The following is a 20588-nucleotide window of genomic DNA, read 5'->3' on the forward strand; positions in this document are numbered from 1 at the left end:
GATCCCTCAATCAACCGTCAGCCGCTCGCGGTCGCGTTCGTAGTAGCGCTCGAGTGCGGGCAGTTCCTTTTTAAGCTCATCGAAGAGGCCGTCATCGACAGTGATGGCGCCATGATATTTCGCCTCGATATAGGCGCGGTGCCGGGCGAGCGCGGCCTCCGAGGCCCCCTCGGCAACGGTGAAGACGGGCGAGACCGTGCTCCGGCCCTTGACGGTGATCCGGTCGAGCTCGGCGATCGGAAATTTCGCGGAGGCAAGCGCTGCCGTCCGTTCGCCGAGAAGCAGGGGGACGCCGTAGTCCTTCGATGCACCCTCCAGCCTGGAGGCGAGGTTGACCGCATCGCCGAGCGCCGAATAGTCGAAGCGGCGGGCCGAGCCCATGTTGCCGACGATGCATTCGCCCGTGTTGATGCCGATGCCGATACGCAGCGACTTCGGCGGGCGGCCCGCCGCCTTGGCTTCCGCTGCCAGTTCCTTGTTGAGACGGACGAGCTCCGTCAGCATCCCGCGTGCCGCCCGGACGGCGTGAATGGCATGGTCGGGATCGTCGAGGGGCGCGTTCCAGAAGGCCATCAGGCAGTCGCCAATATATTTGTCGATCGTGCCACCCTCGTTCAAAACCGCCTCCGACAGCGGCGTCAGCAGCCGGTTGACAAGCGTCGTCAAGCCCTCGGGGTCGTCCTTCATGTCTTCCGCGATGGTCGTGAAGCCGCGAATATCGCAGAAGAGGATCGTCAGCGTTCGCCGCTCACCGCCGAGCTTTAGCTGCGAGGGGTCCTGCGCCAGCCGCTCGACCAGTGTCGGGGAGAGATATTGCGAGAAGGCACGCGTGATCTCGCGGCGTTGCCGTCGCTCCTCGGCATAGTCGAGGCCCGCCTGCCCGACCGCGACGCCCAAAAAGGCAAGCGCCGGGCCGAGCGGCGAGACGAAAAGAAGGCCGAGGCGCATCAGGCTATAGCTGGCAAGAAGGATGAGGGCGAGGGCGAAGGCGCCGTAGCCGAGCGTCCTCCAGCTCGTGGATTTGAAAACGGCAAAAGCCGCCGCGAAGGCAGCGAGGATTATGGCCGGTATGACGGCGGCGGGGCCTGCTCTCCTGATGAACAGCCCGTGCACGACATTGTCGTAAATGGTCGCCTGGATCTCGGCGCCGGCGACGAGGCCGCGCGAATAGACGGTGTCGGAGGTGGCGAACGCGTCCACTCCGCCAGCGTCGATCGAGGGGGCGTTCTGTAGGCTCAAGCCCACGATCACGACGCGATCGCGGAAGGTGCCGTCCGGCAGGAAGTTTTCGGGGTCGAGCGCCTGGTAATAGGAGACCGTCGGATAGGTGCGCGCGGCCCCGAAGGTCTGCAGCAAGGAATTGCGCGGCGGTATGGCAGGGTTCGCACCGGCGGTTTTCGCCAGCGTCACGGCGAAACCGTCCGAAAGGGAGGGCACCTGGCGCAAGGTGCCGTCTTCGCTGAGATCGACAGACGCAATTCCGACCGCCGCGCCCTTGGCGGTGAAGGCGGGCAGCGGCTCAGTGCGGACGAATTGTTGCGCCTGCGGCGTCTCGATCACCGTCTGGTCGCCGGCCAAGACGATATCCGGCCCGCTTGCTTCGGCGAGCGCCGCGTCGTTTGCGGGATCGGCCGCCGGCTCGGCGAAGATGACGTCGAAGGCGATCGCTCGAGCACCAGCCGTTCTGAGCGCTTCGATGAGGCGGGCGTGGAGCGCGCGCGGCCATGGCCACTGGCTGCCGATTTCGGCCATCGACGGTTCGTCGATGGCGACGATAATGGGGCCGTCCTCCGGAAGCTTAGGACGGCCGACGATCGAGAGATAGTCATAGGCACGCAGGTCGGCGAGCGACCAGGAGCCGGTGAGCGATACAAGCGAAACGAAAACGGCGACGAAGGCCGTCAGGGCCGCAAGCTTCACTCGCCGCGGAAAAGAGCGGATTCGACGGACTGCCGCGGCAAGGCCCGGACGAGCAAGTGCGGGGCGAGGAGCACTCATCAGAACCGCACTTTGACCGTGCCCTTGACGGTGGGACCCCAGCCGGGAAGGCCGCTTCGGACCTCAAACTCCTCGTCAAGCAGGTTGAACCCGGCGAGTTCGACTTCGATCCGCTTATCGAATGGCTCCCATTGCAGAGCGGCGTCGAGGGTCCAGAAGTCGTCGAGCGTGGTGGTGCCCTCCGTCCGCTCGCCAATGTAGTTCGCCATCACCGTCGTCTTGATGTTAGCAGTATTCACCCAAGTCAGCCCCACTTGGCCCGAGTTCTCAGGAAGCAACGGGAGGTCGCCCCCGGTCGAGAGGTCCTCGCTTTTGGTTCGCGCCACCGTCGCCGACAAACCCAAACCATGGCCGAGTGCCACGTTTGCAGTCAATGCGACGCGATCGACTCTGCCTCTATCGAAAGCTAAGTCGTCCGGCGCGAGCGGAATAGTAAAGGGAAAATCAATGGAACCGTTGTGGATTTCCTGATGCTGATAGTCGACAGCGGTGAAGAGCCAGTCGTTCCATTCGGCGTCCCACCGGAGCGCAAGCGTGTCGGCGTAGCCTTCGGTGCCGATCAGAAACTGATTGGGCTGCAGCCCGACGATGCCGACGGGCGCGAGAGTGGCCGCGCCGAAATTATAGCCTTCGCGCTGTGCGGCTGCGCGCAGCCAATGGCCCTCGATGGGCGCCCAGGCGATACCGAGCTTCGGTTCGAGGCGGATATTGTTGTCGTTGACGTTCTCAATGTAACGGGCAAACAGCGCGCCTTCGACTTTCAAGTCGGGGGTGATTTCGTAAAGACTATCAACGTAAGCCTTCATGACGGCTGCCGTATCGGAGGAACGTGTGGAACGAAAGGGCGTTGGAGCGATCAGGTCGTAATACTCGGCCTTCGCCCTTGATGTCACCGCACCGGCCTCAATGCCGTAGCGCCACGTTACATCACCGTCTCCGTAAAGATGATTCAGGGCTCCGATATAGCTCGTTTCGTGCTGTTCGCTCCTGAGGTACACAATGTCGGGGAACGGAATGTCCGAAAAAACCGTTCGCGAGGTCTCAACGATCTCCTTATCGCTAACGAAGAACGCGGCACTGGCGATGTTCTTATACCCGAAAGTGTGGCTCCAGGCGGCGCCGGAGATGAGATTCGATGCGTTGTTGTCATTCAGGGAGTCGCCGGCAAACGGGAACAATCTCGGATCCGGGATGTCGAAAATATTCCGGCTGTCGTCCACCTCTGCCATGCTCAGGAAGGTGACGACCCTGTCGTCAGGAGTCGGCGTGGCGGTCAGATAACCGCTGCCGCTGATCAGGCGTGATTCACGATCGATATCGAGGCCGCTTCCGATGTCGACCGTATCGTGCGGCTGTTCCCATTGGAGGGTGCCGAAGACGCTGATTGGAAACGGTGAAACCGTATAGCCTCGCACTGCCGCTTCGCCGATCCACCCGGCGTCATCGCCGCTCGCCACGATTCCGCCGCCGAGGTCCACTTCGAAGAAGGGATACCGGAAGAGGCTTACCGTGCGAGCGCGTTCCGCCAGGATGTGCGGATCGATCAGAAGCCCTTGGAAAAAGGCTGAAAAGCTCGACGGGTTCAATGAATTCGCAACCGGGCTATCGTCGAAATCATATCGGTTGAACAGGGGATTGACGCTGCCGCGAACCGCCTGGTCGAAATAACCCGCGCCGGAAAACGGGTCGAAGACGGCATCGCCGTAATATTGGCCCCATGCGTCGAGGCCTTGCAGACGAAAGGCATTGTTGAGCGTTGATCCCGCTTCCTGATTAGCGCTAAGCGCTGCGGTGTCTCCGCCATGCGCGCGTGTTCTGCGCATTACCTCCTGTGCGTAGCGGATAGCCGCGTCAGCGTCATAGGCGTCAATGGCGACCGCGGTGCGAACCTGCGCGACCACCGGCTCGTTGGGATCGAGCCTGTCAGCATTGTCCAGCGCCTGGGCTGCCGGCAGTTTGTCACCCTTTTCGTAATAGGTGGCGGCCAGCAGCAACTGTCCGCCGGCGTAACCCGGATTGGCCGTGGACGCCGCCAGCAGATCCTCAAGCGCCTTGTCCAGATCGCCAGTCTGCATATGGTAACGGCCGCGCGCGAGGAGCATGAGATCGAGGGACGGGTCTGCCGCAATGGCAGCATCAATCTCACGCTTTGCTTCGACAAGCCGCGACTCGTCCAAGTACTGGATGGCGAGGTTGGCATGATAAATGGGGTCTACCGGATCGAGTTCGACCGCCCTCTTGAGCGCCTTTTCGGCGGCGCGATTGTCGCCGCGGTCGCCTTGAAGCAAACCGAGCGTGTTCCAAATCCCCGGCGAACCCGGAGCGGTTTTCAGGGCACGATCGAGATCGGCGAGCGCCCCCTCGAGGTCGTTGTCGACGTTGGCGCGGAAAATGGCGCGCGCCTCGAGCGCGGTAGGATCGTCGGGATCAATCGCGAGAGCACGTTCGATGCCGTCGCGCGCCTCGTCGCGCTCGCCCAGCATCATTGCGAAGTGAGCTCGCGCGGCAGGCAGTGTCGGATCGTCCGGATGCTGCCGTTCCGCCTTCTTGATCGTGTTGATGGCCGCTCGAATATCGGTGCGGAAGCCCGCGGTCCAAGCCTCGGCCAGCGCGCCGTAGACGCCTGCTGCTTGGCGGGGAGGGTTTTCGACCCGTTCAGGATTGGCGAGCGCACGGGCAAAGTATCCGCCATAGACGGCGACGGAACGACGGTTGGCGTCCAGCCCGTTTTCCGCTTGGGCGAAGAGCTTCGCCGCATCGGCGTAGCGATTCTCGGAACCGGCGATAAGCGCCTCGATGAGAGCTGCGCGCGCAGCCTGAGATCGGTTAAGACCCTTTAGCCGGGCCTGGTCAAGCGCCGCCAGCGCCTTTTGGCGACCGTCGAGTGGCAGGTAGATTTCGGCCAGCGTCAGCCAGTCTTCGGCCGAGCGCAAAGCTTCCGGCTGTGCCTCGATCCGCTCACGCTCGCGCCGCATGTCACGTATCTTGAGCGGCGTCGGCGGCATCCAGACGAAGGCGTCGCGCAGCGACAGATGGATGAGCATCTGTTCGCGATCTTTTGGCGTGACAATGATGATCTTGGTGGGCGCGCTGCCGATCGCGGCCACGGCACCTTCGCCCTGCTTCACCGTCACGCTGCCATAGGCATTGCTGAGCTCGACTACGCCTTCGAGCACGGTCAGCGAGGTCTTGCCGTCGGCGCCAACGGTCATCGTCCAGTCGGTGCCGCGGATGGCGGCGGTTGCGGCCGGCGTGTCGATCACCAGGCCTTCGCCGCCACGTTCGGCCCGAGCCCAGATCGACCCCGCTTGGAGTTCGAGGTTCGTGTCGCCTCCGCCGATCTGTTTGACGCGCAGGGCGGTGTTACGCCCGAGCCGGATCTGCGTGTGGTCCCGGAAAAGCACTGCAAGGGCGCCGGTGGCATTAGTGCGCAACACGTCGCCCGCAAGCAGGTCCTGGGCAAGATCGACGAACCGCCAGTTGGAGACGTCGACGAAGCGCACCTCCTCGCCGGACTTGCGAGCAATGACGGAGCCGGCTGCGGGCTGATGCCGCGGCACCGGCTCCGCAAGCGCCGGCCATGGCGCAGAGAGCGCCATTGCGATCAGCAATGCCCCCGCTTTTCTTTGCCGCATCTGTGCAACTGCCCCTCGTTACACGGAATCCAGTGGATTTTTGGGGAGGAAAAGTCAAGCGCCCAGTTTTGGGCATATATTGTTGTCGCTCCGGTGTAATAAAGAGGAGACAAGAACCAAGGGGGCGCGCATGGATTCAGCGGGAAGCCTGTACAAGCTCGAAACTTTCAGTGAAGAAGGCGGGCGGGAAGTCGCGTCGAGCGCCTATTACGATCACATTCAGAAAATAAATGACGTGTTTTCTGATCAGATAAAGATGTCCGACCAGAAAGCCGCCTACATCTTCACCTTCATGTTTGCTTTTTTGGTTTCGTCCGAAGAGGGGCGAGGGGTGTTTACTTGGCAGCGCTATATGGAGGGCGGAATCCTGCCAACGATACTTTCGGCCGTCATGGCGCTGGCCTCAATATTCTCATTGCTCTCCGCAATCCTCGTGGTTCTGCCGAGGAAAGGTGCTACGTCCACGACGCTCTTCTGGGGCGCGTGGCGTGCCCATCGTGACGAATTCCTCAAGGCGGCAGAACGAGGTGATTCGTCCTATCTGTTTCGCCAGTACATACACAATGCCGACGTGCTCTCGGCGATCGCCTGCAGCAAATACCGCTTCGTGATCGCCGCTTTCCGCGCCCTTCTGGTCACGGTGCTAGCCTATGTGCTGCTCCTTTCACTGAAATAGATGAGGCGCGACAGATCCTATCGAAGGCACCTCCGGCGCGGTGAAGTTATCTAAAATGCCTGCTTGAACAGAGCGAATTTGGCAACGCTTTCTCCTGTAATGGTTGTGCTCGCCCTAGTTGACGCGCGTGTTTCGTCAGCTTTGGGCAGCAGCAGCAATTTCAAAAGGAGCAAATCATGATCAATGGTATCGCAAAGGCGCTGAGTTCGGCATCGCTGTCCAAAGCGGCCAATGTCGCCGGGTTACTCTCGAAGTCCAATTTGTCGCTCAAGCTGCCAAACAATATGTTGGGTGGATTGAAAGGACAGGTGGGGGCAGATTTCCTGGCCAAGTTGACCGCCACCTTGGATGCAACCGGAAACAAAACTCTCGCGGCAAACCCGGCGATTCGCGATGCTATTCTCGCCCTGCAGAAACAGACCGGGGCAGGAAACGCCAAGGCCGTTACGAACGCCTATTCGAAGTTCTGATCAAGGGCGCGCATCACAGGATGAGCCCCGTATCGCGGGGCTCTCAATTATTGAAGAGCTGCAGCGCCAGCCTACACCGCGTCGCGCACCCGTTCCCAGGCATTCATCAGATGCCGTCCCAGCACTTTGGATAGCTTTTCCTTGTCGCGGGCTTCGAGCGCCGCGATCATCTCCTCGTGCTCGGCGACGGCGGCGGCCCATTTTTCGGGGCCTTCATGGCCGATGAAGCGGATGCGCTTCAGCCGCGTCTGCAGCATGCCGTGCATGTCGGCGAGTGCGGCATTGCCGGAAAGCTGGGCGATCGCCGTGTGGATCTGCTGGTTGAGCTTGTAATATTGCAGCCGGTCGCCCGCCTTGTAGCGGCGTACCATCTCGTCGTGCAGCGCCCGCACTTCCGCAATTCCGGCATCGCTCGCAGCTTCGCAGGCGAGCCGGCCGGCAAGCTCTTCGAGTGACTGCAGCACGGTCAGCATGTCCCTGACGTCCTTGGCGCTGAAGCGCTTGACGACGGCGCCGCGGCTTGGCACGAGTTCCACCAGACCTTCGCTTGCCAGATATTTGATTGCCTCGCGCAGCGGCGTGCGCGACACGCCGAGCTGTTCGCCGAGCTGACCTTCGTGCAGGCGCGTACCTGGCGGCAGGTCGCCTTCGATGATCATGTCGCGCAGATGGCTCACCAGCGTGTCGTGCAATGCCGTCCGCCGGATCGGTCCCGGGCCGCCCTCCCGCCGCTCTAATGATGTGATTTCGTTCATTTTTCTCGTTCTGCGCTCGTGACCGCCACGCGGTCCTCTTCCCTTATGCCGCGCGATTGAATCAGCGCTATCTCATTCAAGCATGGAGACTGCCTCACCTATCGTCAACAGAAAATGCTGCATACAGAATACAAAAGACTTGATGCAGAATTTTGAATAACGTATGACGGATGCAGCATGAGGCGGAGGACATCTCAATGACGACCAATGGTGCGGCCGGAACGAAGGAACAGCGTCCTGTCATAGCGCTCGCCATGGGCGATCCTGCGGGGATCAGCCCAGAGCTGACGGCGCGGCTGCTCGCGCTCGCCGACATTCGCGACGCCGCGCACATCATCGCCATCGGCGACCGCCGCATTCTCAACGAGGGGGCGAAGGTTGCCGACGTAATGCTCGATCTGGAGCCTGCGTCCCTCGAGGCGCTCGATGAGGCCGGGACGTCGCGCCATGTCTTTGTCGATCTCGGCCATCTCGACCCTGCCGATGTGGCGCGCGGCGAGGCGACGCTTGCCGGCGGCTCGTTCGCCACCCGCAACTTCCGCACGGCGCTCGAACTTGCCCATGCCGGCAATGCCGATGCCGTCTGCTTCACGCCCTTCAACAAGAAGGCGATGCGCTTTGCCTATCCCGGCTATGACGACGAGATCCGCTTCGTCGCCGACGTGCTCTCCTTCACCGGCAAGGTCCGCGAGTTCAACGTGCTCGAAAAGGTCTGGAACGCGCGGGTGACCTCGCATATCCCGCTCAAGGACGTGGCCTCGAACCTTTCCGTCGAGGCTCTTCTTGCCGAACTCGAACTGACGCGGGCCTGCCTCAAGGACGCCGGCTATGACGAGGCGAAGATCGCGGTTGCTGGGCTCAATCCGCATGCCGGCGATGGCGGCAGCTTCGGCATGGAGGAGATCGATATCATCGAGCCGGCCGTGGAGAAGGCCAGGGCGCTCGGCTTCAATGTCGAGGGGCCATTCCCGGCCGATACGGTCTTCGTGCGGGCGCTGAAGGAAGGCTTCAACGCGGTGCTGACCATGTATCACGACCAGGGCCAGATCGCGATGAAGCTCATGGGCTTCGACAAGGGCGTGACGATGATGGGCGGTCTGCCGTTCCCGCTCTGCACGCCCGCCCACGGCACCGCTTATGACATCGCCGGCAAGGGCATTGCCGATGTGGGCGCGAGCCGCGAGGCGATCCTGCTCGCGGCCCGCATGGCCAAGAAAAAGAGAGCGCTTTCAGCCGCTGCCTGAATTCGCGCGCTTTCCAAGAATACCGGCGTCAGGGGAGGTCTTGCGCCGGATCCAGCTCAACGGGAGGACCAGATAATGAAGAAATCCGTCTCAATTGCCTGCATCGTGGCGGCCGCTCTCGGCCTTGCCGCACCGGCCGCAGCCTTCGAGCCGAATCGTCCGGTCGAATTTGTCGTCACTGCCGGCCCGGGCGGCGGCACCGACATTTTCGCGCGCACCATTCAGGCGATCATCGCCAAGTACGAGCTGATGAAGGCTCCGGTGGTCGTGACCAACAAGGGCAGCGCCGGCGGCGCCGAGGGTTTCGTCTATACTGCAGGCTACAAGGGCGATGCCTACAAGCTCGCCTTCGGCACCAACAATGCCTATCTGCTGCCGGTTCGCGCCAAGGTTCCCTATAAGGCGGAAGACCTGACGCCGGTCGCGGCGCTTGCTTCCGACGAATTCGTGCTCTGGGTCAACGGCAAGGCGGACTACGCGACCGCTGCCGATTTCGTCGCCAAGGCGAAGGAGGGAGGATTGAAGATCGGCGGCAGTCAGTCGAAGGATGTCGACCAGATCCTGACCTCGATGATCAACGACGCGACCGGCGCCAAGATCAACTACATTCCGTTCAAGAGCGGCGGCGAGGCGGCCGTCCAGCTTGCCGGCGAGCACATCGACGCCAATGTCAACAATCCGAGCGAGAATGCCGGTCAATGGCAGGCTGGCATGGTCAAGCCGCTCTGCGTCTTCAAGAGCGTGAAGCTTACGAGCGAGGCGAAGGTCGCCGGCGACAAGGGCTGGAGCGACATCCCGACCTGCAAGGAAGCGGGAATCCCGATCGACAGTTATTCGATGCCGCGCACCGTGTGGCTGCCGGCCGGCGTGGAACCGGATGTCGTCCAGTTCTATGCGGATGTCCTGCGCAAGGTTTCCGAGACGCCGGAATGGGCGAAGTATCTGGCGGATACCTCGCAGTCTCCTGCCTATCTCGCCGGCGACGAATTCCAGGCGGCGGTCAAGACGGATGGTGCTGCGGTCAGCGAAGTGCTGAAGCGCGAAGGCTGGCTCGCCAACTGAGCCACATTGAAGCGGGCGCTTGAAGCAAGAGCGAGAGCGGATGCGGTCGGAAGCCGCTTTTCCTCGAGCCGCTTCAAGCGCCGGTCTTCCGCTCGGAAAGGTCATGATCATGAGTGAGAACAGTGCGCATGGGGTCTCCCGCTTCGTAGTCGAGCTTGGCGTTGCCGCGCTGACCGGCGCCTTCGGCGTCGCTATCTGTTACGGCTCCCTCGACATCGGCGCCGGCTGGACGGACACGGGGCCGGACGCGGGCTATTTCCCCTTCTATATCGGCCTGCTCATCGTCTTCGGCAGTCTCGTGAACATCGTGAACGCCTTCATCAAGCACCGCGGAACGGGTGAGGTCTTCCTCGACGGCGCCCGCGCCCGGGTGGTCGCCTCCTTCCTGCTGCCGCTGGTGGCCTTCGCTGCCCTCTCGGTCTGGCTCGGCCTCTATGTCGGAACGGCGCTCTATATCGCCGCGACCATGCTCCTCCAGGGGCGCTACAAATGGTGGATCGCGCTGCCCGCGGGCTTGGGCGTTTCGGGCTTCTTCTTCATCGTTTTCGAGATCGGCTTCCAGGTTCCGCTACTGAAGGGACCGGTCGAGGCCTGGTTCGGGATCTACTGACGCGGGCGATGCGCCGCTTGCGGGAGGAATGACATGGAAAACATTGGTCTCCTGATGGATGGCTTCGGCCACATCCTCAGCTGGAACCACATCCTGTTGATGATGATCGGCGTGACGCTCGGCATCCTCGTTGGCGTGCTGCCGGGGCTCGGCGCACCGAACGGTGTGTCGCTGCTTTTGCCGCTCACCTTCTCGATGGATCCGATCTCGGCGATCATCCTCTTGTCCTGCATGTATTGGGGGGCGCTCTTCGGCGGCTCGACCACGTCGATCCTCTTCAACATCCCCGGCGAGCCGTCGTCGGTCGCAACCACCTTCGACGGCTATCCGATGGCAAAGGCCGGTCAGGCGAGCCGTGCGCTGACGCTCGCCTTCGTTTCGGCCGGCCTCGGGGCGCTTGCCGGCGTCATCATGATCACACTGCTTTCGGGCTGGGTGGCGAACTTCGCGCTCCGGTTCTCCTCGCCCGAATATTTCGCCGTCTACTTCCTCGCCTTTGCGAGCTTCATCTCCATGGGCGCGCAATCGCCCTTCAAGACGCTCGTCTCGATGATGCTCGGCTTCGCGCTCGCCTCGATCGGCATGGATACGATCTCCGGAAATTTGAGGCTCACCTTCGACATTCCCGAGCTCATCAAGGGCGTGAGCTTCCTCATCGCAGTCATGGGCCTCTTCGGCATCGGCGAACTCCTGCTCACGACCGAAGAAGGCTTACGCTTCGAAGGCATCAAGGCGCGCGTCAAGCTTGCAGAGATCGGCCGCACGCTGATCGAGATCCCCCGTTACTGGCTGACGATCGGCCGTTCGACGATCATCGGCATCTGGATGGGGATCACACCCGCCGGTCCGACCGCCGCCTCTTTCATGAGCTATGGCGTTGCCAGGCGGTCGGCCCGCGACAAGTCGAAATTCGGCAAAGGCGATCCGCGCGGCGTTGTCGCACCCGAGACGGCCGACCATTCCGCCGGCACCTCGGCTCTCTTGCCGATGCTGGCGCTCGGTGTACCGGGTTCGGCGACGGCTGCGGTGATGATGGGCGGCCTGATGATCTGGGGCTTGACACCCGGCCCAATGCTCTTCACCGACCGGCCGGATTTCGTCTGGGGCCTGATTGCCTCCATGTATCTCGGCAACGTCGTTGCCGTCTTCCTGGTGATTGCAACGGTACCGCTCTATGCCTCGATCCTGCGCGTGCCCTTCTCGATCATCGGGCCGGTCATCGTGGCGGTGATCTTCTCGGGCGCTTATCAGGTCGCGAACTCCGTCTCGGATATCTTCCTGGTCATCGGCTTCGGTCTCATCGGCTATGTTTTCAAGAAGCTCGACTATCCGCTGGCGCCGTTGGTTCTCGCCATGGTGCTCGGCGACAAGGCGGAGGACGCCTTCCGCCAGTCCATGCTGATGTCCGGCGGCAGCCTCAACATCTTCTGGTCGAACGGTCTCGTCTCCGCCCTGATGGGGCTGGGTCTGACGCTCCTTCTCTCGCCGCTCGTCTTCTGGATTATCGGCAGCTTGCGCGGGCGCAAGCATGACATCGCCGCGCCGCACGGTGACGGCAACGCGGCGGCCTGATCAGGACGCCGCAGATTCCCCCTGAACCAATTTCTCCAATCCTCAAGGAGTCCGCCATGGCGCCACGCAAATGGAACCGTGATAATTGGCCGATCGCGGCCGCGATGATCCAGTACCCGAATGTGTTACCGGACGGCCGCTCGGTGCAGGACCAGTCCGTGGAGGAGTGGGCGGCGACGCTCGCCGACGTGGTGGATGCCGGCTTTACCGAGCTCGACCCGACCGATAGCTGGATTAGGCTCGCCGATCTCACGCAGGATCGTCTCGACGACTTCGTTGGGCTGACCCGCTCGCTCGGCCTGACGATCCCGGCGATCTCCACGTCGCGGCGCAGTGTCATCGATCCGGAGCATGGCGACGAATATCTCGCCTATGGTCATAGAGTGATCGAGACTGCCGCGGCCGTAGGCGCAATTTCGGTCTCCTTCGGCTTCTTCGGTCCGCTGACGGAGGCGCAGAAGAAAGTGCTCTGGTTCTGGACCGTCGACGGCGTTAAGAATCCCGACGATCCGGCGACATGGCGGAAGGCCGTCGGCCGCATCCGCGAGCTCGGCCGGCACGCGGAAGAGCTCGGCATCGAGCTGTCGCTGGAGATGTACGAAGACACCTATCTCGGCACGGCGGAAAGCTCGGTCCGTTTCGTCGAGGAGGTCGGCCTAGCCAATGTCGGCATCAATGCCGACCTCGGCAATTTGATCCGCCTGCACCGGCCCGTCGAACATTGGGAGGAAATGATGGCGAAGGTTGCGCGCTTCGCCAAATACTGGCACGTCAAGAACTACAACCGCATGGAGGATGCGGCATCGGGAGTGATCGTCACCCATCCGGCCCCGCTCGAATTCGGCGTCATCAACTATCGGGCGGCGATCCGCATGGCGCTGGCGCACGGCTTCGAGAGCCCCTTCCTCTGCGAGCATTACGGCGGCGACGGTCTTTCCGTCAGCGCCGCCAACCGCGACTATCTGAGGCGCATCCTGCCTCGCCAAGAAGGACATTGAAGAGGGACATTGAAGCGATGACCACGATCTTTGACGCTCCGGAAGATTTCGCCACCACGGCGCTCGCCGGTTTCGCAGCGATCTATGCGCGCAACGTACGCCTCGTGAAGGGCGGCGTGGTGCGCTCGACCAAGGTGCCGAAGGGCAAGGTCGCTGTCGTCATCGGCGGCGGTTCCGGGCATTATCCTGCCTTCGCCGGCTATGTCGGGCCGGGGCTGGCAGATGCAGCCGTTGCCGGAGACGTCTTCGCCTCTCCCTCGACGGCCGCAGTCGCCCGTGTCTGCCGCCATGCGGAGCAGGGGGGCGGCGTGCTGCTCGGCTTCGGCAATTATGCCGGCGACGTTCTCAACTTCGGGGTCGCTGCCGAACGCCTTCGCGCCGAGGGCATCGACGTGCGCGTGCTGCCGGTGACCGACGACGTGGCGAGCGCTCCGGCGGAGACGCCGGCCAAACGCCGCGGCATTGCCGGCGATCTCGTCGTCTTCAAGATAGCGGGTGCGGCGGCCGAGGCCGGCAAATCGCTCGACGAGGTGGAACGGCTCGCCCGCCTTGCCAACGACCGTACCGTATCCTTCGGCGTCGCCTTCGGCGGCTGCACGCTGCCGGGTGCGGCCGGTCCGCTCTTCACCGTGCCGAAGGGCCAGATGGCGCTCGGGCTCGGCATCCATGGCGAACCCGGCGTCAGCGAGGAGAAGATCGCAACTGCAACCGATCTTGCGAAGCTTCTCACCGGCAAACTCCTGGCGGAGCGCCCGGCGGGTGCGAAGAAGGCCGCAGCCGTGCTGAACGGCCTCGGCTCGACCAAGTATGAGGAGCTCTTTGTGCTCTGGACGGTGGTGGCCAAGGAATTGGCAGGGGCGGGGCTCGAAATCGTCGATCCCGAATGCGGCGAATTCGTTACCAGCCTCGACATGCAGGGCTGCTCGCTCACGCTTCTCTGGCTCGACGAAGAGCTGGAAGAGCTCTGGAGCGCGCCTTCGGATGCGCCGGTCATGCGCAAGGGCACGATCATCCCTGCCGAACCCGCCACCGACGAGATTGTCGATGCAGAAGGCCCTCAATCTTTCGGTGCGGCTTCCGAAGCTTCGAAGGAGAGCGGCAAGTGTATCGCCCTGCTGATCGGCAACATCGCCGATGCGCTGAAGGAAGCGGAAGAGGAACTCGGCCGCATCGACGCCTTTGCCGGCGATGGCGATCATGGGCAGGGCATGCGCCGCGGCTCGGCTGCCGCGCTCGAGGCGGCGAACGCCGCGGTTGTCGCGGGTGCGGGGGCGGCGGGCGTACTTGCCGCTGCGGGGGACGCCTGGGCGGACCGCGCCGGCGGCACCTCGGGTGCGATCTGGGGTCTGGCGCTCCGCTCCTGGAGCAATGCCTTCAGCGACGAGGAGAAGGTGAGCGATGCGGCGATCGTGAAAGGTGCGCGCCTGGCGCTCGAAGGCGTCACGCGCCTCGGCCGGGCACGAGTGGGCGACAAGACGCTGGTCGACGCGCTGGTGCCATTCGTGGAGACGCTGGAGGGTCAGTCCGCCGCGGGCAAGTCGCTCGTCGAGGCCTGGAATGTGGCGGCAAAGGCGGCACAGGATGCGGCAGACGCCACGTCTGCCCTGACACCGAAGCTCGGCCGCGCGCGGCCGCTCGCCGAAAAGAGCATCGGCCATCCCGACGCCGGCGCGACCTCGCTTGCTCTGACGGCGAGAGTGGCGGGCGAGTTCTTGAGGGCGCCGAACGAAGTTTAAAAAAGACCCGTCCCCAACTGAACTGACCCCCCACAGGTGGGAGGGCTCACCTTGCCGCACCGTTTCTGCGTCCATCTCGACCTTTGCGCCTGATAAGACGCGCGGCTCTGTCGCGGTGGCCGAAGCGGGCAGTATTCAAAAGGAAGAAAGGCGTGGGGCGTTACTGCCTTACCCACTCAGCACCTCCATCAGTGACCACGGCTCAGGTCCATATGCCGAGGGTGCCGCAGGGAAGCCCCTCCCACCTGTGGGGAGGGGTTGGGGAGGGGCCTTGCGCGCGGGACTGCGGCGAGGCGGTCGTCACCCATGCCGCATGACAAACTCCTCCGCCGTCAGCTCTCGGAAATCGTCGAGCGCACGGCGCAGCTTGGCGTGGTCCCAGTCCCACCAGGCGAGCCGATCCATGGCCTCGCCGATCGCCGCCGTAAAGCGCTCGCGGATGAGCCTGGCGGGCACGCCGCCGACGATCGTGTAGGGGGCGACGTCCTTCGAGACGACGGCGCCGGCGCCGATCACTGCGCCGTTGCCGACCTTCACACCCGGCAGGATCGTCGCGCCGTGGCCGATCCACACGTCATGACCGATCGTCACCCGATTCTGGCGGCGCCAGGCGAAGAGATCGTGGTCGGGCTGCGCATCGTCCCAGTACATGGGCGCGCGGTAGGTGAAGTGATGGAGCGTCGCCCGCCACGTCGGATGGTTGGTGGCGTTGATGCGCACGGCTGCGGCGATGTTGACGAATTTGCCGATTGTCGCGCACCAGATCGAGCCGTCCTGCATGATGTAGGAATAGTCGCCGAACTCAACCTCGTCGAGGCGCGAGCGCTCCTGGACCTCGGTGTAGCGGCCAAGTGTCGAGTTCACGACGCTCGCTGTTGCATGGATGAAGGGTTCGAGACCGAGCTTCTGGCTCATGCGGCATGCTTCCTCGGCGAGAACTCGGAGACGTCGATGATGCGGTCGGCGACCGCCTCGCGCACCTCCTCATCATGGAAGATGCCGATCAGCGCCGTGCCGGCCGACTTCTTCTCGGCGATCATCTCGACCACCACGGCGCGGTTCCTCGCGTCGAGCGAGGCGGTCGGCTCATCGAGGAGCAGGATCTTATGGTCGGTGATGAAGCCGCGGGCGATGTTGACGCGCTGTTGTTCACCGCCGGAGAAGGTGGCGGGCGGCAGGGCCCAGAGCTCTTTCGGCAGGTTGAGTTGCGCGAGCAGTTCCGCGGCGCGGTCGCGCGCTTCTGCGGGCGTCACGCCGCGAGCCTGCAGAGGCTCGGCGACGATATCGAGCGCGGAGACGCGCGGTACGACGCGCAGGAATTGGCTGACATAGCCAAGCGTGGTGCGGCGCACTTCCAGCACCATGCGCGGCTCGGCGGTGGCGAGGTTCACGAGACGGCCGTCATGCTCCATCAGGATCTGGCCTTCGTCGACGCCGTAATTGCCGTAGAGCATCTTGAGGATCGAGCTCTTGCCGACGCCGGAGGGCCCGCCGAGAACGACGCATTCGCCAGCCTTCACCGAGAAGGAGACGTTGGCGACGACCGGCAGGCGCACGCCGTCGCGAAGGTGCATGGTGAAGCTCTTGGCGACTTCTGAAACGACAAGGGGTGTAGCCATAGGTTCTTACTTTCCTTTGAGCATGATCTGATCCGAAAACCGAATTCCGCTTTTCGGGATCATGCGTCACACCTGCAGAATGGAGGAAACGAGAAGCTGCGTGTAAGGCTCGCGCGGGTCGTCGAGCACGCGATCGGTAAGCCCCTGCTCGATGACCGTACCGTCCTTCATCACCATCATGCGATGAGACAGAAGGCGCGCCACGGCGAGGTCGTGGGTGACGATGATCGCCGCGAGGCCAAGGTCATGGACGAGGCCGCGCACGAGATCGAGCAGGCGCGCCTGCACCGAGACGTCGAGGCCGCCGGTCGGCTCGTCCATGAAGACGAGGCGAGGTGAGGTGACGAGATTGCGGGCAATCTGCAGGCGCTGGCGCATACCGCCGGAGAAGGCGCGCGGCTGGTCGTCGATCCGGTCCTCGCCGATTTCGACACGCTTCAGCCAGTCGCTGGCGGCGGCGCGAATATTGCCGTAGTGCCGATCGCCCACCGCCATCAGCCGCTCGCCGACATTGGCGCCGGCCGAAACCGTCATCCGGAGCCCGTCGGCCGGGTTCTGGTGGACGAAGCCCCAGTCGGTCCGCATCAGGAAGCGGCGCTCGGCCTCGCTCATGCGCGCGAGATCCCGATACTGCCCGTCGCGCATGTGGTATTCGACGATGCCGGAGGTGGGCATCAGCCGCGTCGAGAGGCAGGAGAGCAGGGTCGTCTTGCCGGAGCCGGATTCGCCGACGACGGCGAGCACCTCGCCCGGATACAGTTCGAAGGAGACATTGCGGCAGCCGATGCGGCTTCCGTAGAACTTTGAGACATCATTGACTTTCAGAAGCGGGATGGCGCTCATTCGGCGGCCTCCTGACTTTCCTGTGTGGGGCGGGCGAGCAAGGCGCCGGCATGGCCATGCGCCCGCCGGTCTTCGCAGTGGTCGGTGTCGGAGCAGACGAACATGCGTCCGCCCTTGTCGTCGAGCACCACCTCGTCGAGATAGACGTTCTCGGCGCCGCAGAGCGCGCAGGGCTTGTCGAATTTCTGGATCTCGAATGGGTGATCCTCGAAATCGAGGCTGACGGCTTGCGTGTAGGGCGGCACGGCGTAGATGCGCTTCTCGCGGCCGGCGCCGAAGAGCTGCAGCGCCTCCGACATGTGCATCTTCGGATTGTCGAATTTCGGCGTCGGCGACGGGTCCATGACATAGCGGCCTTCAACCTTGACCGGATAGGCATAGGTCGTGGCGATATGGCCGTTGCGGGCGATGTCCTCGTAGAGCTTCACGTGCATGAGACCGTATTCCTCGAGCGCATGCATCTTGCGCGTCTCGGTCTCGCGCGGCTCGAGGAAGCGCAAGGGCTCCGGGATCGGCACTTGGTAAACGAGCGTCTGGCCTTCCTTCAGCGGCTCCTCGGGGATGCGGTGGCGCGTCTGGATGATCGTCGCTTCTTTCGTTTTCGTCGTCACGGCGACATTGGCGACCTTCTGGAAGAAGGCGCGGATCGATACGGCGTTGGTGGTGTCGTCGGCCCCCTGGTCGATCACCTTGAGCACGTCGTCGGGTCCGAGGATCGAGGCGGTGACCTGTACGCCGCCGGTGCCCCAGCCATAGGGCATCGGCATTTCGCGCGACGCGAAAGGCACCTGATAGCCGGGGATGGCGATAGCCTTCAGGATCGCCCGGCGGATCATCCGCTTCGTCTGCTCGTCGAGATAGGCGAAGTTGTAGGTGGCAAGGTCGTTCATCTTTGAATACCTTGAGAAGAGTCGACTAGCGACGGAGCTGGTGGGAAATGTTCTTCTGGGTCGCTATTGTCATCATCGCGACTTGTATCGTCGTCGGCCTGTTCGTCGCCAGCCGCCGGCGCCGGAAAGCCACGAGCGCCGGCAATGACGGCGGAGACGCCAGTTTCGTCTTCGCGGGAGACAGCAGCGGCGATTGCGGTGGTGGCGACGGTGGTGGCGGGGATTGAAGTCGTCACCGGCTCTGCGGACTGGGTCGTCATTCCGCCGCCTCCCTACTCTCATCCGCCGTGAGCTGTTCAGGAGCATGCGTGGCCTCGTAGTCGCGGCGCATACGCCTGACGAGGTCGAGCTCCGCCTGGAAGTCGACATAGTGCGGCAGCTTGAGATGCTCGACGAAGCCGGTCGCCTGGACGTTGTCGGCATGTGAAATGACGAATTCCTCGTCCTGTGCGGGGGCGACGATATCCTCGCCGAACTCGTCGGTGCGGAGCGCCCGATCGACGAGCGACATCGACATCGCTTTGCGCTCGCTCTGTCCGAAGACGAGGCCGTAGCCGCGGGTGAACTGCGGGGGCTGCTTGGACGACCCCTTGAACTGGTTGACCATCTGGCATTCGGTGACGCGGATCATGCCGAGCGAGACCGAAAAGCCGAGCTCCGGCAGCTCCAGTTCGACCTCGACCTCGCCGATCCTGACCTCGCCGACGAAGGGGTGGGTGCGGCCGTAGCCGCGCTGGGTGGAATAGGCGAGCGCCAGCAGGAAACCCTCGTCGCCGCGGGCAAGCGCCTGCAGACGCAGGTCGCGCGCCATCGGGAACTCCATCGGCTCACGTGTGAGGTCGCCTGCGATGTGGCCCTCCGGCATCTCGCCATCGCCTTCGATCAGGCCCTCGCCGTCAAGGATGTCGGAGACGCGCATGACGGGTTCGCCGGGCTCCTTCACAGCCGGCTCGGCGACCGGTTCGTCGCTGATGAGCGAGGGGTCGAGCAGCCGGTGCGTGTAATCGAAGGTGGGACCGAGGAGCTGGCCGCCGGGCAAGTCCTTGTAGGTCGCCGAAACGCGCCGCTCGATTTTCATCTTTGCCGTGTCGATCGGCTCGGAATAGCCGAAGCGGGGCAGGGTGGTGCGGTAGGCGCGCAGGATGAAGATCGCCTCGATCATGTCGCCGCGCGCCTGGCGCACGGCAAGGGCCGCAAGCGAGCGGTCGTAGAGGGAGGCCTCGGCCATCACCCGATCGACGGCGAGACCGAGCTGTTCGACGACCTGCTCGATGGTGATCGACGGAAGCGACCGCTCGCCGCGACGGCGATCGGCAAGCAGGCGGTGGGCATTGGCGATGGCGGCTTCCCCGCCCTTGACGGCTACATACATGCGCTCACTCCTGGATCGCCAGTCTTGTGGTGCGGGGCAGGCAGAGCACCGAGTCTTGTGCCGTCAGCACCAGATCGACGCCGCGGGGGAAAATCGCCCGGTTGGCCGTCCAGAAGTCGAGAAACACATCGGGCAAGCCCTTGGGAGCGACCACGATCTCGTTCTTGATCCCCGGCCCCCGAGCGACAAAGGGCTGACCGCCCTGGAGCGCTTCGACCCCGATCACCAGGGTCGTCGAGCGGTCCGGATATTCCTGCGTGCCGAGGGCGAACTGGTCGAAACCCGGCACAGTACCGCCCGTCTCGACGAAGCCGAAGCGGGCCTCGTCCTTGGCTTCCGCCATGCCGGCGCCGGTGTGGAAGGTGATCCATTGCGGCACGGCGGATTTGGAAAGCGCCGGCGAAAGCCAGAGGGGCGTGTCATGGTCGCAGAGGGTCAATGCGACGGCGCCGCTCGCTCTGCCGAGAGGGGAGGGCGGAGAGGCTGCGCGGGCGAGGCGGCCGATGGTGCCCGGACGGGCAAAGCAGTCCATCAGAGTGCGGAAAACGGATTGCGCCTCGAAAACCGGATCGGCGAAGGCACCGGCATAGACTTGCGATTGGCTCATCAATCCTCTCCTCGGACCATGGTGAAGAAATTGACCCGGGTTGCGGCAGTTTCCTCGGCCCTGCGCCGGTCTTCCGCCTCGATGCGTGCGGCTACCTGCTGGTTCAGCGCTTCGGCCGCCGGACGGTAGGCATCGTTCTGGAAGAGCGCATCGAAGATCGCGGCAAGGCGCGCGCGCTCCTTGTCGGTGCCGAGCAACTGCCCGTGGCCGATTTCACCGGTAGAGAGCCGAACCGTAGCGCGCGACACCGTAGCCTCGCCAAGATTGAAGGGGTCGCCGCCACCGCCGACGCGGCCGCGCACCATGACAAGTCCAGTTTCCGGGCCGCGTACCGGCGCGACCTCCGGCTTGCCGGCGATCGCCTCCCAGGCGGCAGAAAGCTCGGCGAGGGTGGCGCGGGCAAGAAGCCGCATGCCCTCCCTGCGTTCGGCGGCGGGCGCCACGGGCGCTTGTTCTGGCGTTGCGTCCATCATTCACCTCTAGTCGTCTATTGATCTAGAC

At 63.5% G+C, this 20588-nt stretch carries 19 protein-coding genes; 9 read left to right on the forward strand and 10 right to left on the reverse strand.

Annotated elements, in window-relative coordinates:
- Positions 1 to 6: 6 nt before the first annotated feature.
- Entirely contained in the window at positions 7 to 1998 is a 1992-nt protein-coding gene (locus M728_RS18285) for a CHASE2 domain-containing protein (RefSeq protein WP_051441025.1), read from the reverse strand.
- Positions 1998 to 5633 (reverse strand): FecR domain-containing protein, encoded by a 3636-nt coding sequence (locus M728_RS18290; protein WP_026622635.1) that lies wholly within the window; start codon positions 5631 to 5633, stop codon positions 1998 to 2000. The genes M728_RS18285 and M728_RS18290 overlap by 1 nt, the downstream gene beginning before the upstream one ends.
- Before the next feature lie 130 nt (positions 5634 to 5763).
- On the opposite strand from M728_RS18290, the gene M728_RS18295 reads away from it, so the two are divergent.
- Together M728_RS18295 and M728_RS18300 are read left to right on the forward strand one after the other, a co-directional pair.
- A complete protein-coding gene (locus M728_RS18295) occupies positions 5764 to 6309 on the forward strand; it encodes a Pycsar system effector family protein (RefSeq protein WP_026622634.1) in 546 nt (181 codons plus the stop codon).
- A 176-nt stretch (positions 6310 to 6485) separates the two neighbouring features.
- Positions 6486 to 6779, forward strand: a complete 294-nt coding sequence (locus tag M728_RS18300; protein ID WP_051441024.1) for a hypothetical protein — start codon at positions 6486 to 6488, stop codon at positions 6777 to 6779.
- A gap of 71 nt (positions 6780 to 6850) precedes the next feature.
- Here M728_RS18300 and M728_RS18305 read toward each other — a convergent pair whose 3' ends face one another.
- The gene (locus tag M728_RS18305) at positions 6851 to 7534 is read right to left on the reverse strand and encodes a GntR family transcriptional regulator (protein WP_026622633.1); all 684 of its coding nucleotides are present in this window, start codon (positions 7532 to 7534) and stop codon (positions 6851 to 6853) included.
- A gap of 197 nt (positions 7535 to 7731) precedes the next feature.
- Here M728_RS18305 and M728_RS18310 point away from each other — a divergent pair, with 197 nt between their 5' ends.
- From M728_RS18310 to M728_RS18335, 6 genes are all read left to right on the forward strand, one after another.
- Positions 7732 to 8778 carry a 4-hydroxythreonine-4-phosphate dehydrogenase PdxA gene (locus M728_RS18310; protein WP_026622632.1) on the forward strand — a complete coding sequence of 349 codons (1047 nt, stop codon included), beginning with the start codon at positions 7732 to 7734 and terminating at the stop codon, positions 8776 to 8778.
- A 75-nt stretch (positions 8779 to 8853) separates the two neighbouring features.
- Positions 8854 to 9840: a tripartite tricarboxylate transporter substrate binding protein gene (locus M728_RS18315; RefSeq protein ID WP_026622631.1), complete on the forward strand. Its 987-nt coding sequence runs from the start codon at positions 8854 to 8856 to the stop codon at positions 9838 to 9840.
- Between the two features lie 109 nt (positions 9841 to 9949).
- Positions 9950 to 10450 carry a tripartite tricarboxylate transporter TctB family protein gene (locus M728_RS18320; protein WP_026622630.1) on the forward strand — a complete coding sequence of 167 codons (501 nt, stop codon included), beginning with the start codon at positions 9950 to 9952 and terminating at the stop codon, positions 10448 to 10450.
- Between the two features lie 33 nt (positions 10451 to 10483).
- Positions 10484 to 12022: a tripartite tricarboxylate transporter permease gene (locus M728_RS18325; RefSeq protein ID WP_026622629.1), complete on the forward strand. Its 1539-nt coding sequence runs from the start codon at positions 10484 to 10486 to the stop codon at positions 12020 to 12022.
- A gap of 56 nt (positions 12023 to 12078) precedes the next feature.
- Complete coding sequence (locus tag M728_RS18330; protein ID WP_026622628.1) at positions 12079 to 13020, forward strand: sugar phosphate isomerase/epimerase; 942 nt, start codon at positions 12079 to 12081, stop codon at positions 13018 to 13020.
- A 17-nt stretch (positions 13021 to 13037) separates the two neighbouring features.
- Complete coding sequence (locus tag M728_RS18335; RefSeq protein WP_026622627.1) at positions 13038 to 14756, forward strand: dihydroxyacetone kinase family protein; 1719 nt, start codon at positions 13038 to 13040, stop codon at positions 14754 to 14756.
- 300 nt (positions 14757 to 15056) lie between these two features.
- Here M728_RS18335 and M728_RS18340 read toward each other — a convergent pair whose 3' ends face one another.
- The 4 genes from M728_RS18340 to M728_RS18355 form a co-directional block, all read right to left on the reverse strand.
- Complete coding sequence (locus M728_RS18340) at positions 15057 to 15671, reverse strand: DapH/DapD/GlmU-related protein (protein WP_026622626.1); 615 nt, start codon at positions 15669 to 15671, stop codon at positions 15057 to 15059.
- Positions 15668 to 16375, reverse strand: a complete 708-nt coding sequence (gene phnL, locus M728_RS18345) for a phosphonate C-P lyase system protein PhnL (protein WP_026622625.1) — start codon at positions 16373 to 16375, stop codon at positions 15668 to 15670. The genes M728_RS18340 and phnL overlap by 4 nt, the downstream gene beginning before the upstream one ends.
- 66 nt (positions 16376 to 16441) lie before the next feature.
- A complete protein-coding gene (phnK, locus tag M728_RS18350; RefSeq protein ID WP_026622624.1) occupies positions 16442 to 17218 on the reverse strand; it encodes a phosphonate C-P lyase system protein PhnK in 777 nt (258 codons plus the stop codon).
- Positions 17215 to 18108 (reverse strand): alpha-D-ribose 1-methylphosphonate 5-phosphate C-P-lyase PhnJ, encoded by an 894-nt coding sequence (locus M728_RS18355; protein WP_026622623.1) that lies wholly within the window; start codon positions 18106 to 18108, stop codon positions 17215 to 17217. Before M728_RS18355 ends, phnK begins: the two co-directional genes overlap by 4 nt.
- 47 nt (positions 18109 to 18155) lie before the next feature.
- Here M728_RS18355 and M728_RS18360 point away from each other — a divergent pair, with 47 nt between their 5' ends.
- Positions 18156 to 18335 (forward strand): hypothetical protein, encoded by a 180-nt coding sequence (locus tag M728_RS18360; RefSeq protein ID WP_026622622.1) that lies wholly within the window; start codon positions 18156 to 18158, stop codon positions 18333 to 18335.
- Positions 18336 to 18364: 29 nt separating this feature from the next.
- On the opposite strand, the gene M728_RS18365 is transcribed toward M728_RS18360, so the two are convergent.
- From M728_RS18365 to phnG, 3 genes are read right to left on the reverse strand one after another with little or no spacing between them, the layout of a single operon-like run.
- Positions 18365 to 19480, reverse strand: a complete 1116-nt coding sequence (locus M728_RS18365; protein ID WP_026622621.1) for a carbon-phosphorus lyase complex subunit PhnI — start codon at positions 19478 to 19480, stop codon at positions 18365 to 18367.
- A 4-nt stretch (positions 19481 to 19484) separates the two neighbouring features.
- On the reverse strand, positions 19485 to 20090 hold the full coding sequence (phnH, locus tag M728_RS18370; RefSeq protein WP_026622620.1) for a phosphonate C-P lyase system protein PhnH: 606 nt from the start codon (positions 20088 to 20090) through the stop codon (positions 19485 to 19487).
- Positions 20087 to 20560, reverse strand: coding sequence for a phosphonate C-P lyase system protein PhnG (gene phnG / locus M728_RS18375; protein ID WP_034884356.1), 474 nt, complete (start codon positions 20558 to 20560; stop codon positions 20087 to 20089). Before phnG ends, phnH begins: the two co-directional genes overlap by 4 nt.
- Positions 20561 to 20588: the final 28 nt, after the last annotated feature.

The organism is Ensifer sp. WSM1721 (assembly GCF_000513895.2).
Lineage (GTDB): Bacteria > Pseudomonadota > Alphaproteobacteria > Rhizobiales > Rhizobiaceae > Sinorhizobium.